This window comes from Pedobacter alluvionis, assembly GCF_003664035.1.
Lineage (GTDB): Bacteria > Bacteroidota > Bacteroidia > Sphingobacteriales > Sphingobacteriaceae > Pedobacter > Pedobacter alluvionis.
Map to the genome: position 1 here is coordinate 222,050 of NZ_RCCK01000016.1, position 13,973 is coordinate 236,022.

General features: G+C 40.8%; 12 protein-coding genes. 7 read left to right on the forward strand and 5 right to left on the reverse strand.

The features are described from left to right. Positions 1-7: 7 nt before the first annotated feature. The 3 genes from BCL90_RS24860 to BCL90_RS24870 are packed head-to-tail and all read left to right on the forward strand — an operon-like array spanning position 8 to position 5,879. The gene (locus tag BCL90_RS24860; RefSeq protein WP_244095137.1) at positions 8-3,319 is read left to right on the forward strand and encodes a TonB-dependent receptor; all 3,312 of its coding nucleotides are present in this window, start codon (positions 8-10) and stop codon (positions 3,317-3,319) included. A gap of 17 nt (positions 3,320-3,336) precedes the next feature. Continuing rightward, positions 3,337-5,505: an IPT/TIG domain-containing protein gene (locus tag BCL90_RS24865; protein WP_121287997.1), complete on the forward strand. Its 2,169-nt coding sequence runs from the start codon at positions 3,337-3,339 to the stop codon at positions 5,503-5,505. A 59-nt stretch (positions 5,506-5,564) separates the two neighbouring features. Beyond that, positions 5,565-5,879: a hypothetical protein gene (locus BCL90_RS24870; protein WP_121287998.1), complete on the forward strand. Its 315-nt coding sequence runs from the start codon at positions 5,565-5,567 to the stop codon at positions 5,877-5,879. 185 nt (positions 5,880-6,064) lie between these two features. Here BCL90_RS24870 and BCL90_RS24875 read toward each other — a convergent pair whose 3' ends face one another. Both BCL90_RS24875 and BCL90_RS24880 read right to left on the reverse strand, forming a co-directional pair. Next, a complete protein-coding gene (locus BCL90_RS24875; RefSeq protein ID WP_121287999.1) occupies positions 6,065-6,619 on the reverse strand; it encodes an STM3941 family protein in 555 nt (184 codons plus the stop codon). A gap of 23 nt (positions 6,620-6,642) precedes the next feature. Next, complete coding sequence (locus BCL90_RS24880) at positions 6,643-6,933, reverse strand: hypothetical protein (RefSeq protein WP_244095136.1); 291 nt, start codon at positions 6,931-6,933, stop codon at positions 6,643-6,645. A 274-nt stretch (positions 6,934-7,207) separates the two neighbouring features. Between BCL90_RS24880 and BCL90_RS24885 the strand changes: the two genes are divergently transcribed. Both BCL90_RS24885 and BCL90_RS24890 read left to right on the forward strand, forming a co-directional pair. Continuing rightward, positions 7,208-8,125: a GlxA family transcriptional regulator gene (locus BCL90_RS24885; protein ID WP_121288000.1), complete on the forward strand. Its 918-nt coding sequence runs from the start codon at positions 7,208-7,210 to the stop codon at positions 8,123-8,125. Between the two features lie 89 nt (positions 8,126-8,214). Then, the gene (locus tag BCL90_RS24890; protein WP_121288001.1) at positions 8,215-8,985 is read left to right on the forward strand and encodes a DJ-1/PfpI family protein; all 771 of its coding nucleotides are present in this window, start codon (positions 8,215-8,217) and stop codon (positions 8,983-8,985) included. A 132-nt stretch (positions 8,986-9,117) separates the two neighbouring features. Here the strand turns inward: BCL90_RS24890 and BCL90_RS24895 are convergent, their stop codons facing one another. The 3 genes from BCL90_RS24895 to BCL90_RS24905 are packed head-to-tail and all read right to left on the reverse strand — an operon-like array spanning position 9,118 to position 11,052. Beyond that, positions 9,118-9,666, reverse strand: a complete 549-nt coding sequence (locus BCL90_RS24895; protein WP_121288002.1) for a hypothetical protein — start codon at positions 9,664-9,666, stop codon at positions 9,118-9,120. A 40-nt stretch (positions 9,667-9,706) separates the two neighbouring features. Beyond that, entirely contained in the window at positions 9,707-10,393 is a 687-nt protein-coding gene (locus BCL90_RS24900) for a hypothetical protein (protein WP_121288003.1), read from the reverse strand. Between the two features lie 20 nt (positions 10,394-10,413). Next, positions 10,414-11,052 carry a suppressor of fused domain protein gene (locus BCL90_RS24905; protein WP_121288004.1) on the reverse strand — a complete coding sequence of 213 codons (639 nt, stop codon included), beginning with the start codon at positions 11,050-11,052 and terminating at the stop codon, positions 10,414-10,416. Positions 11,053-11,638: 586 nt separating this feature from the next. On the opposite strand from BCL90_RS24905, the gene BCL90_RS24910 reads away from it, so the two are divergent. Together BCL90_RS24910 and BCL90_RS24915 are read left to right on the forward strand one after the other, a co-directional pair. Beyond that, the gene (locus BCL90_RS24910) at positions 11,639-12,811 is read left to right on the forward strand and encodes a glycoside hydrolase family 88 protein (protein ID WP_121288005.1); all 1,173 of its coding nucleotides are present in this window, start codon (positions 11,639-11,641) and stop codon (positions 12,809-12,811) included. Between the two features lie 299 nt (positions 12,812-13,110). Further along, entirely contained in the window at positions 13,111-13,929 is an 819-nt protein-coding gene (locus BCL90_RS24915) for an oxidoreductase (RefSeq protein WP_121288006.1), read from the forward strand. The last annotated feature ends 44 nt before the right edge of the window (positions 13,930-13,973 follow it).

The window sequence follows — 13,973 nt, forward strand, 5'->3', positions numbered from 1 at the left end:
TAAACTGATGAAGAAAAACATATATCCAACACCCGTCTTTTTGCAGGAGGTGTTTTCACTGCAACAGGCTGGGCTTAAAATAATCATGCTCTGTGCTTTCCTGTTCATGTCCTTTTGCGGTATGGCGCAAGAAACCAGCGGATCCTTAACCGGGCAGGTTAAAGATGCAAAAGGAATTGTTATTCCCGGTGCAACCATTGTGGCTATCCATACGCCTTCGGGAACACGTTATGCCATCTCTGCCGATGCCGATGGGCGGTATTTTTTAAACAATTTACGCATCGGTTCACCCTATACGGTAACTGTCTCTACCACCGGGATGAAAACAGAGGTACTGAATGATGTTTCGGTACGTTTAGGCGGTAGCCAGCAGCTTAACTTTGTGCTGCAGGAAAATGCGCAGGAACTAAGTACGGTAATGGTATCGGGTAGGGCAAAACCCAAACAAAAGGCCGATAATTATGGGACTGGTAAAAATATCAGTGCCGAACAGGTCAAAAATATGCCCACCATTAACCGGAGCATCACCGATATTACCCGGTTAACCCCACAGGGAAGCCGCGATAATAGTTTCGGTGGAACCAATTTCCGTTACAACAACGTAACCATTGATGGAGCCGTAAATAACGATGCCATTGGTTTTAGTCCTTCGCTGGGCGGCCAGACGGGTACATCAGGTATGAACGGGAGCAGTACAAGAACAAACCCTGTCTCATTAGATGCCATTGAGGATATGCAGGTTTACCTGGCCCCGTTTGATGTGAAAATCGGAAATTTTACCGGGGGATCTGTAAATGCTGTAACGCGGAGCGGTACCAATAAAGTTAGCGGCTCGGTTTATGGTTTCGGCAGAAATGCTGCAATAACCGGGAATGATAGAGTGGGCAGTCTGGGTAAAATGAACAGCGATTTCCAGGATTACCAGGCAGGTGTGCGCATCGGTTTCCCGATTATCAAAAACAAACTCTTCTTTTTTAGTAATGAGGAGATTACCCACCGCCAGGATCCTACCCAGCTGAACGTAGGTACAGCAGAAACAAGCCATATCCTCAGCGTAGCCGATGCTGATTTAATCGGTAATGCGGTTAAAAGCCGTTATGGCAATGTTTTCGATGCAGGTACAGCAGGAGTATACACCAATTCGAACAGATCACAGAAATTTTTTAACCGGTTGGATTGGAATATCAGCGATAAACATCAATTGGCCATCAGGAACAATACTATTTTTAGTAAGGCCACGCACATGGATCGCGATCAGCAGGATTTCCGTTTCAGCAGTATGGCTTTTGAACAGAAAAATAACCAAAGCAGTACCGTTGCCGAGTTAAAAAGCCGTTTCAATAACGAACTCTCTGGAAATTTATTGGTGGGTTTTACGCATGTGAGCGATAGCCGCGATCCTTTAAGCGATCCTACATTACCGCAGGTACAGATTATGGGCCGTACGCCCGGAACCACCATTTATCTGGGTACCGACCGCGAAGCGAGTATCTTCAACATGAAACAAAAAACATGGGAATTTACCGCAAACTTAAACTGGACCAAAGGACGCCATAAAATCTTAGTGGGTACGCATAATGAGCTTTATAACATTCAGTATGGCTTTGTTAATGCCTGGAACGGTCGTGTTGATTACCAGAGCATTGAAGATTTTATCAGCAACAATCCATACCGTGTGAGGGGAAGTTACAATTACACCAATAACAACAGAGATTATCTTTTGGCCAATCCCGCTGCCGATTTTAATGTAAACATGTACAGCTTGTATGTGCAGGATGAAATCAGGATCAGCGATAAACTGAGCATTACACCAGGTTTACGTGCCGATATGGTGAATCTGCCAACCATGCCGTCCTTAAGCGATAAAGTAAAGGATATTATGGCCGACCCAAATTTTGGCAATACCTATACCTACACACCGCTTAACCGCATCGAAAACAAATTTTTAAACAAAGTACAGTTATCACCGCGTTTAGGCTTCAGGTATGATGCGCTGGGCAATCAAAAACTGATTGTAAGGGGAGGAGCAGGATTATTTACCGGCCGTATTCCTTTTGCCTGGTTAGCCTATGCTTATTACAATACAGGCAATAACTTTGGCGCTTTCGATCAGCGTGCAGATCAGCAGCCCTTTACACCAGGCAGCGATGCCATTAAACCAGGTACCAACGGAATTGGAAATTTTATTGAGCAGAACGGTGCCGTAATCAATAACCCTAACAGCGGCCGCACACAGATCGATCTGGTTGATAATGGTTTCGTCATGCCCCAGGTATTCCGTGCAAGTTTGGGTATCGATTACGAAACCGATAACAACTGGCGGTTTACGGTTGAAGGCATGTACACCAAAAGTTTAAAAGATGTGCTCTTTCAGCAGTTAAATACCAAAGATAACCCCTTGTATTATGGTTATGATAAACAGAAACAACAACCGGTTTACAGCGGAACGGTAGATTCCCGTTTTTCGAACATTTACTTATTAAGCAATACCAGCCAGGGCTATCGTTATAGCCTTACCGGAACAGTAACCAAAACTTTTATCAAAGCATTGAACGTTACAGCTTCTTATACCTACGGCGAATCGAAAGATTTAAGTAATGGCGTACGGAACTCCATGGAAAGTAACTGGCAGTTAAACCAGGCCCTTGTACCCAATAACCCGGCTTTAAGTTACAGTAATTTCGATACCCGTCACCGCATCGTGTCCAGTATTGGCTATAACCATGAGTGGGAAAAAGCCGGGAGGACTACGGTAAGTTTGTTTTTCAGCGCACAATCGGGCAGTCCGTTTAGTTATGGTATCGTAAACAACAGCATCCAGGGTTTATCGCAACAGGTAAGTTTGGCCTATATTCCGTTGCGCGAAGAAGCCATCCGTTATTTTAAAGATCTGCCTGCGCAAACGGCCGCTCAACAGGCGGCAGCCTTTAACCAGTTTATTGATGGCAACAAATACCTGAGCCGCCGCAGAGGTGATTTTACCGAGCGTAACAAAGGGCGTACGCCATGGAATGTACAGGCCGATCTGCATCTGGCACATGAGCTGTTTGTAAATAGCGATAAATCGCAGTCGCTGAGCTTAAATGTAGATATCATCAACCTGACCAACCTCATCAATAAAACCTGGGGTGTACAGTATTTCTCGCCAAATACCTTTAACTCCACCAGTAGTGTAGGTTTAACCCCAACTTTGTTCCCTCCACAGCAAAATGCAGGCAACTATCCGGTATTTACCTTCAATAACCCTGGTCAGCCATACAGTATCGATTATTTTAGTTCCAGGGTACAGATGCAATTGGGATTGAGGTACAGTTTTTAACATTAAAGATAAATCTTATGATCATTCAACATAAAAAGAGTTTAAGTATCGGATTGATGCTTTTCCTACTGCTCATCATCGGGGCCTGTAAAAAGGATAAAACCGAACCTGTTGCAGTCGCATTTAAAATAGAAAGTTATTACCCCAATAGTGGTAACGCCGGTACATTGGTAACCATTACCGGGACAGGTTTTGGTACTGATATTAAACAATATTCTGCCACCATTGGGGGTAAATCAGCTGAAGTAATCAGCGCAACAGCCCAGGCTTTGGTAATTCGTATGCCCGAAGGTGGAACTACGGGTGCGCTGGCCATAAAGCATGATACCCAGAGTTTTGATATCGGTCCGTATACCTATCAGGATTTAACCATTACAACCGTTTTGCCTGCAAATGGACCTGCGGGTTCACAAATCAGGATAACAGGAGCAGGTTTTAGCAGTACAACCGCGCCTGCTACCGTTTTGATCAATGGTAAAACTGCGCTGGTGGTTAGCGTATCGGATAACCTGATTGTTGCTGAAGTACCAGCTGAGGCAGGCTTTGGTGCAATTATGGTGAAAGTAAACGGAAAAGAAGCCAAAGGCCAGAATTTTACCTATCAGGCTATTGAAAATATTAAACCTTTAACCGGTGGTAAAAATACAAAGGTTACCATAAATGGAACCGGATTTGAAGAACTTGCTGCCGGGAATATTATTGATTTTAATGGAACAGCTGCAACCGTATTGGAAGCCAGCAAGGAAAAACTGGTTGTTGTAGCTCCTGATGGCGTAAAAACTGGCCCGTTATCGGTAAATATAAATGGACAAAAAATTACCGGACCAATTTTTACTGTGGTTGCGCCACCGTCAATTGGTGTTGTTACCCCATTAAGCGGACCGAAAGGTACAGAGATGACCATTTCGGGTGCATTGTTCAGTAACATGACCGATGAAAATAAGGTCTTTATCAATGGTGTTTCTGTTCCTTTGACATCGTCCTCCGAAAACCAGATCAAACTAATCTTGCCAGGAGGTACAGGAAGCGGAAGTGTTAGGGTTGTGGTAAATGATCAGGTCACCGATGGACCACAGTTTAAAGATCAGACCCTTGGCATTCTTTCTGTCAGTCCGGATAATGGTTTGGCCGGAACAACCGTTACCATCAAGGGGTCTGGCTTTAGTACAACGGCTGCAAATAACAAAGTTTATTTTAACGGCGTACCCGCTGCGGTGAAAACGGCGAGCGAAAATACATTGGTGCTGGATGCCCCGGCAGGTTTAACTACAGGCGATTTAAAAGTGGTGGTTGCCGGTCAGGAAGCTTTAGCACCGCAGGAATTTAGAAGAGCAGGTATGGTTACTTTAGCCGGGGGACCAAACAGCAGTACTTTTGGCAGTTTTATGGCAGGTATTGCGGTTGATAATAATGGTAATGTTTATGTAACAGACCGATCGAACAATGTGGTGAAAAAAATTGCCCCGAACGGTACGGTGACTGTGTTGCAGGCTAATGGTACCGATATTGTTTTTGATACCCCTTATGGTATTGTGATTGATAAACAGAACAATATCTACGTGTCGGATATTGGCCGTAACCAGATTAGAAAAATAACACCTTCGGGCCAAAATACCGTTTATGTTTCCGGCTTTTCGCCAGGTTTAATGACATTTGATACTGCAGGCAACCTTTACGTAAATATTAATGGTGCCTTTGCGGGAATGAACAGGGTAAATACCGTTGGTGGTTTTACAAAAATTACCGGACCGCTCTGGCCTATGGCGCACCCTGTAGTAGATGCCTCAGGCAATCTATATTATGTAGATTCGGGCTCTGCAAGCAATAATGCCATTTCATATATAGCATCTGGTGGATCAAACCTGATCAACTGGATAGGCTTTAGTGATCCGGGTTATGTGGACGGAATTGGAACCCAGGCCAGATTTAATAGCATTGCAGGTGGTTTGATACCTTATGGTAAAGGGCGACTGATCGCTGGCGACCGTCATAACTATGCCCTCCGGGAGATCGATATTGCTTCCAAAAGCGCATCAACCCTCGCTAAGTTTTCTTCAGGCTTTGCCGATGGAACATTGGCGGCTGCTAAGCTGGGATCTATGGACGACATGGCGATAGATCAGGACGGGAATGTCTACATCCTGGATGCCGAAAATAAAGCAGTCCGAAAAGTATTTTTGAAATAAATTGATCTGATAATTAACCTGGGGAGAGGATAATGCTCCCCGGGTTTTAACCAAAATGAATGCAGGGGATTAATAGAAGCCAGCATGAGCATTTAAAAAGCCTGCTGATCAAACTGGAAGAAGGCCTCAGTATTGAAGAGGTTTGTCCGATGGACGAAAATGACCTTCAGCCACACTCAGAGCTTGAAGTTATCCGGGCTAAGCGTTTGCAAATGCAGGCATTATATATCGAATACCTGAAAAAACTTGCCGATATTGAAATGCATATTGCGCATTATAAAAAAGTTTATAACGATGTTAATATCAACTTTGTAAGCGCAAGGATCAGGAAGTTAAATAAAACTGAAAGGTTAAAATGCCATCAAGAATCTTGATTTAAACCTCATATAGATTTAGTAGAATACAATAAGCCACAGATATTTAAAGGATCTGTGGCTTACTGCTTTTCGGGCAAATGCTTCCCGTCAAAAGTTATTTAATACAATCCCAAGCAGGCTTCTAAAGGGCGTAGTTACATCAACCGGCCGTTAAGATGTTTTAGGAGTGGTTTAATCAGCGCTTATTTGAATTGGTCATGTTGGAGGTTATCACTTCCTCTAAGTGTTTTGCGATAGTCCTGGATTATTGTCAAAAGGTTATTTGCGTTTATATCCAGTTCTGATGCAGTAAGAAAGATCTGCAGGTTCCCGGATGGATCCTGTATGCCGCTGACCGCCATGGCAGATAGTTTTTTTTGAATGATGGGCATATAATGCGCTGCCCTGCCTACGCTTAGTACCACCAGGGTATCCCATCCGGCTTTCGTAATCGAGATGTCCAGGATGTCTTTCCATGAGATCAGGCCTGCGGCCTTGCTCACTGCGGTAACTTCTGAGTATATTCCTTCGCTACTGAGTATGAGTAGGGGAGCTGAACGGTTCAGGGAGATCAGCATCCTGATGATGACAATGAGCAGGATGATTCCTAAAACGGCAGACACCCCCGCAAGTTTAGTGGCAATATTACCAGTGAATAATCCGATGCTGTATAAAAATACCGCCACAAGTGCAATCAGGATGCCTGAGCAGATAAAGATAAGCTGCGCTGATTTTTTTTTATTTCTGTAAAATTCCATTTATTGTATTTGAATTCAACTGTTTAATGTTGTAGATAGTTCACTTCAAAGCTGCCATACATCGCCATTTCAGCGCTGTGGGATATGACAAGTTTTAGCTTTAATTTTTCTATTACTTCTTTCGCGAAACTGATGCTTCGGTTCAGGTCCTTAATCCCGCGTACTTCAATTCCCCGTGAAAGCATTTTGAATTTTGATGGTTCGAATTTTTCAATGAATTTTTGAATATCGGTTACTCTTTTGTTATCTGACATATTTTGATTTTTAGTGCTTATAACTTCAAGAAATGCTTTTTGTTTGCCCTCTTTTTGCACAATGTTTTTTTAAAATCGTCTTATCCTTCGATGTTTTTTTTCTTAACGCCACTTTTTCTATTTTTATGTATCAATGCTGCAGGGGTTTAGGGAGATCGCTGAATGCCTGTCAGCATCTTAAATCAGGATCCGGTATTTTTAAAATAATTTTTTAACAGGCTTTTCGATTACATATCACTGCCCTTTACAGGTAAGGACCCGTGTATCATTTAGACTGAGCCTATTGCCCACTATTGATGGAATACACATTATACTAAAACACTAACTTTGGAAAATGAAGCCTAACCGAGTTATATTTTTCATATTTAATAATGTTCACCTTTTAGATCTGGCCGGTGCGGTAACGGTTTTTTACGAATCGGGATGTTGCGGAAAGCAGTATGATATGCGTTACGTTTCGCCATATGACAATCCGGAAAGCTCATCTGGCCTTGGATTTACAAATGTTGAACCGCTCAGTTCCATTACTGTTAATCAGCACGATATTGTAATTGTAGCCGGAATGGAAATTGAAAAATGGAACAGGGCAGATGACCATCTCTGGATACCCTGGCTGCAGTCTGCTGCAGCAACCGGCGCTACCATATCTTCAATTTGTACAGCAGCCTTTGCCCTTGCTGCCGCCGGGCTTTTAAATGGTCAAAACTGTACTACGCACTGGGCATGGACTACGGCTTTACAACAGAGATACCCCCTGATTAAAGTGATCGAGAATAAACTATTTGTGCAGAGTGGCAGGATTTTTACCAGCGCGGGGATTGCTACAGGGATTGATCTTGCGCTCTACCTTGTTGAAGAGCAGCATGGAGCAGCTTTTGCATGTCTTGTGGCAAAAGATATGGTTGTTTATATGCGCAGGGATGGAATGGAAGCGCAAAATAGTATTTACCTCCAAAACAGGCAGCATATTAACCACCTTATACATCAGGTACAGGATTATATCACCAAACAGCTGCATCAAAAAATAACAATAGGGGAACTGGCTGAGTTGGTCTTTATCAGTCCGCGTAGCCTTACACGCCTGTTCAAATCTGCCACAGGAATCACCATCGGGCAATATATTCAATCTTTAAGGATGGAAAAGGCAAAACACCTGCTTAAAACCGGAGAGAAGGTAGCCTGGATAGCTAAAGAATGCGGTTATAACAGCGCTTCCCAGCTGAGGAAATTGACAAAAGAGATAAAAGATTAACATTTCATAATAGATTGGCCGGATTGTGACTATGGCTGTCCTGATTTATTTGCTGTATCCGGTTAATTTTGGATTTAAATAATACGTTTATGAAACAGTTATTACGCTTAATCTTTTTCATTCCTTGCTTCGCATTTTCACAGGTCTATGCAAACACTTATGTATGTCCGCCATGTAACCGTCCGTGTGATACCGCGACTTACCAGCAGCCCGGTATTTGTACACAGTGCGGGATGAAACTTGTAGAAAAAAAAGCATCATTATTAAAGGATAAACAAATAACGGTCTGCTTTTACCTATATGATGGGGTAGAGATACTGGATTTTGCAGGCCCGATGGAAGTATTTTCCTATGCAGGATTCAAAATCATCACCGTCGCAAAAACCAAAGCACCCCTTTTGACACAGGGCATTTTGAAGATTATCCCTGATTACAGTATTAAAGATGCTCCACAGGCGGATATCTTTGCTGTATTTGGTGGCTCAGATGAAGTGGCAACAAATGATCCCGAAGTTATTTCCTGGATAAAATCAAGGGACAGCGCCACTAAAAGCTATTTTTCGGTCTGCACCGGAGCCTTTATTCTCGGGAAAGCTGGCCTGCTTGATCAGCTTACCGTGACCACTTTTCATAAAAGCATAACCAATCTTAAAAAGGCTTTGCCGAAAGCTAAAGTACTTGCCAATGTTCGTTATATTGATAACGGCAAAGTAATCACGACCGCAGGGATATCGGCTGGTATAGATGGTGCACTGCACCTGGTTGCAAAATTGAGGGGTAAAGAAGTAGCGCAAGCAATTGCAAAACAAATAGAATATGATAAATATGTACCTGAACAGGGGATGGACCTGTCTCAATAGATACTGGAGGAAATGTATTGACTTTGTGTTTTTTTTGATTTAACTTTTAAGTAGCGTTTTGGTGCAACGTGTATTGAAGTAAAATTTGAACCCGCCAACAGAAAGGTTAAGTGAAATGCTAACGCTTAATCTTCATTTTTTAATTAACCGTATGAACTTCGCATTACACTCTTCAATTTTTACATAATAATTCATAACATTACCTGTATTCTGGATAGTAATCTGATTTTTTTCCAATACGCCTTGAATCTCTGTTGGTAAAGTTATATCCGGATCAATTGGCTCACCTTCATCATCTAATGTGCCTTCGTTTTCACTCCACTCGATATTTTTCAGCGTAAGATAGTAGCCGTCCTTACTTTCGTTAAGTTCTATTTCAGCCTTATCTGTTAAAGTTCTCTTATTGGTAGTTAACTTGTAGACCAGTTGATCTGCTTGGTAGGAGAGCATTAAGGTCATTTCACATGACGGATCGTCGTTTTCAATCACGTATGTTCCATCAATTGGAAATATGGTCTTTTTTATGATCGGTTTTGTTTTAACCACAGTATCAGTTTTCGCTTGCTTTGGCACAGCATTAACTATTTTTTCGATTTTCTTCTTGCCTGCATGGTTTATTTTTTTCTCTTCATTGCACGAAATAAAGATCAAAACGAGTAAAAGTATTGGTGTTATTTTCATCTGTATTGGAAATTTAGAGGGAGGCTAGACTTTGTGCCTGCTAACATAAGAGCCACCATAACTTTAAATAATTGAGTTTGCCATTCTTGAAATAGAATAAAAAAGCATCGTCGGCCGATGCTTCGAGATAAAATCTAAATCGAACTTCGTCCGGATCTTCCAGCTTTTCCATCTTCGCAAATGGAAAGGTTTTCCTAAAATCTTCTACCGATGTATTTTTGTTAAGCACAATTTGATGGGAGGGAATCTCAAATGAATTTGATCTGGCAAAAGCAGTGTTCATTAACACGATATGGTTATTCGTATTAAATTCAATGTTTTGTGCAAATAAGGTCGTCACATTCCCGTCGTATTTTTCAAATGTTCCCGACTTTTCGCTTTTTTCACCATAAGTTGCTTTCATCCACTTTTCGTCCAGCCATTCAAATGGATCTCCACATTCCCATAGTTCTGTTTTAGAAGAATCGATTTTTTTGTATAACGCGTTAAATTTAGGACGTGATAGTATCATATAGTGCCCATTAACCAAAACCTCTTTGATACCCATGTACCTTTCTTTATAAACGATCGGTTTCTTGGTTTCCCTTCTTTTTAAGGGAACAGGTTGGGACTGGATTGCTGTTTGCCGTTCATTTTTAGGCTCATTTTTAGGCTTGCCCTCATTGCTGCAACCAATAAACATGATAGCGAATACAATAAATAAAATGAGTGTTTTAGCTGCAGCCATAGTGTTCTTTTTTTGAACTTTTAAATACAGACATTTTTCCTGCCAATTTTTACAATTTCAGTTACATCGTGTTGGTCCAGAAGTTCCAATAACGCTACAGCACCGTTTTGGTTTTTAAATTCGAGTTCTTCTTTATACAGGGGAATTAAAGAATAGATGGAAACAGCTTGATTATTTTCCAGTTCTATTTTCGTAAAGTCATCCGATATCTCGGTAGAATACGCTAACATTACCGAATTGAATCCTGCGCCTTCGGCAAAAACTCCATTTTCCTGATAGGTAAACGTGTGACCGAATCCTAGCCAGGTTTCGTGAGGATGCGGCAAAATCATCAGTTGTTTCATTAACCTGATTGGCCAATAGTTGCGCTCATCGCCGAAGGAATCATAATTAAGATTCCATTCTTTCGGAAGTAAAAACATGAGCTCAGCGTAGGGAGAGGAATCAACATCACCAGGCACTTTCATAGGCAAGGCACTCATCCCACAGCTTAACAGGATATGATATGGCCTGTTCTTATTAGCTTTTATAAAAAATATATCTCTATGGATGACCTCTGACTCAATTTCATCAAACACGACAATATCTTCATCATCATCAAAAAACTGGTTTAAGTGATTGTCGACAATCTCTACGCTATTAGGAATAGAATTTTTCATATCATAATTTCGGATTTAAAACTACGGTAAAGCTTTGAATATTACTAAAAACCTTCTATATATGATATGCAATTCAATAATTATTCGGGAAGAGTAGAACTCCTGGATGATTAAGTTAGCTCTAACTGGTAATAAGTGAGCAATATCAAAAGAGAAAAGTTCTTCATCTTTTACAATCTCAATGCATAATTGAGAAAAAAAACACTGCATTTCAAACGTTTGAAATGTAGTTTGTGGATTTTATAGCATTTTGACCTATTTCAAACGTTTTAATGTTTTAAGCTTTTCTAAATTAGCGGTACAATTTACGGACATACCTGGCCAGTCCCGTTGGGCGACGAAGGTGAAGAGAAAATGGTAAAATTTATTCCAGCTATACAGGTGCCTGAATTTCAGTGTGTTTACGTTGGAATCTTCCGTTTGTAAAGGGCGAAAACACGGTTAAGGTATCAGCCGTGAAATTAAATAAAGGTCAAAGCGCCGCATCTGCGACTTCTGAAGGTCTTAAAACAGTATTTATAACTTTATAATAGCTAACCAAATATATACCAATGAAAAGAATCATACCCATTAATCTGGTTGTAATATGAACTTAAAAATAACAATAACGGTGCTAAGCATATTGTCTGTCAGTATAGTAAAGGCACAAAAAATAGACGTTAAAAAAGCATTCGCATCAGCAGCGAAACAAACAGAAGTATTGATCAGGAATGTAGATTCGGCCAGGAAAGTAAAGCCTAATCTGGTTTCACCACGAACTGTAGAAAACGGACAGTTTAAAATGGTGGCGTCGAAAGATTGGACCAGTGGATTCTTCCCGGCAGAATTATGGTATTTTTATCAGTATACCAACGATAGGAAATGGCTCGATTTGGCTAAGAAATATACAGAAGATATAAAAACGGAACAATTTAACACAGGAACGCACGATTTAGGGTTCATGATTTATTGTCCATTTGGAAACGGATACCGTTTAACAAACGATCCGGCTTATAAAGCGGTAATTATTCAGGCGGCAAAATCATTGTCTACAAGATTCAACGTCAAAGCAGGGGTGATAAAATCCTGGGATCATAATGGCGATAAGTGGAAGTACCCGGTCATTATTGATAACATGATGAATCTTGAGCTGTTATTCGAAACCACTAAGTTAACAGGCGATTCATCTTTCTATAAAATTGCGGTAACACATGCCAATACCACGATGAAGAATCATTTCAGGCCCGATTTTAGTTCTTATCATGTAATCGATTACGACACCTTAACAGGCAATGTGCGCCAAAAATTAACCGCACAAGGTTACGCCAACGAATCGGCCTGGGCACGCGGACAAGCCTGGGCATTATATGGTTATACCATCTGTTATCGTGAAACTAAAAATAAAGCATATTTAGCTCAGGCTGATGGTGTTGCGGGTTTTATTCTAAACAGTAAAATTACGCCGGCTGATGGCATTCCGTATTGGGATTATAACGACCCTAAAATTCCTGATGTTTCCAGAGATGCATCTGCTGCATCAATTACAGCCTCGGCGCTTTACGAATTGGCAAAGTACAGTATCAATGGTAAAAAATATAAAGCAGCTGCCGATAAAATCTTAAATTCGCTCATCACAAAGTACACCAGTAAAATTGGCGCAAATTACGGCTTTATTTTAGAGCACAGCACAGGACATCGCCCGGCGAAGTCTGAAATTGATGTGCCGATCAATTATGCCGATTATTACTATTTAGAGGCTTTGTTAAGAAGTAAAAACTAAAATGAAGCATGTACCTATTTGGTAAATGCTCAATGTTTTAAAAACAGCTTATTTTTAAGACATACAATGATAATAATCAAATTATTAGCTTTTTATTCAAAATGTATAGCGATGATGGGGGCTGTTCGAACTTATTTGGGCGGATATTGAAGTTTATTGTTCATTAAGATGTTATCACCTCCAAAATTATACATTCAGTAATTTGTGTTATACATTCCCTTTGCTGTGTTAATTTAGCCTAATTCTTCATTCTAAATTTGTATTGTAAATAATTTATAAACAATTTAAATTCAAAGAAAATGAAAAAAGTAGCATTAATTACGGGAGCAAGTTCAGGAATGGGAAAATCAACAGCGAACCAACTACACAGCCAAGGTTATACTGTTTACGGCGCGGCAAGGCGAACCGAAGAAATGAATGATTTAAAAGCAAAAGGAATGGGTGTAGTGTCGCTTGACTTAACCAGCGACACATCAATCATTGATGCTGTAAATACTATTCTCAACAAAGAAGGCAGAATAGATATTTTAATTAACAACGCAGGTTATGGGGCTTATGGTTCTGTTGAAGATGTACCGATTGACGAAGCTAGAAGACAGTTTGAAGTAAACCTTTTTGGAATGGCACGTTTAACTCAGTTGATATTGCCAACTATGCGTAAGCAGCAATCGGGTAGAATCGTAAACATCTCATCCATGGGTGGTAAAATTTATACGCCATTTGGTGCATGGTATCACGCAACCAAACACGCGGTAGAAGGCTGGAGCGACTGTTTGCGCTTGGAATTGAAGGAATTTGGTATAGATGTAGTGGTGGTAGAGCCAGGAGGTATAAAAACTGCCTGGGGTGAAATTGCGGCAGAAAATTTAAAGAACACTTCAGGTAAAGGAGCTTATGCTAACTTTGCTAATAAAGTAGCTGAGAATACTAAGAAAATGTATACGGGTAATCAATTAACTGATGTTGATGCACTTGGGCAAACTATTGCAAAAGCTGCCACCGACAAAAATCCAAAAACAAGGTACGTAAAAGGTTATATGGCAAAACCAGCAATAGCAATCAGAAAGTGGTTCGGTGATAAAGTGTATGACAAAATAGTATTAAGCCAGGTTAAATAAGCTAAAAATAGAGCAGGAAAATGAAACAGGACATTATCAACGTA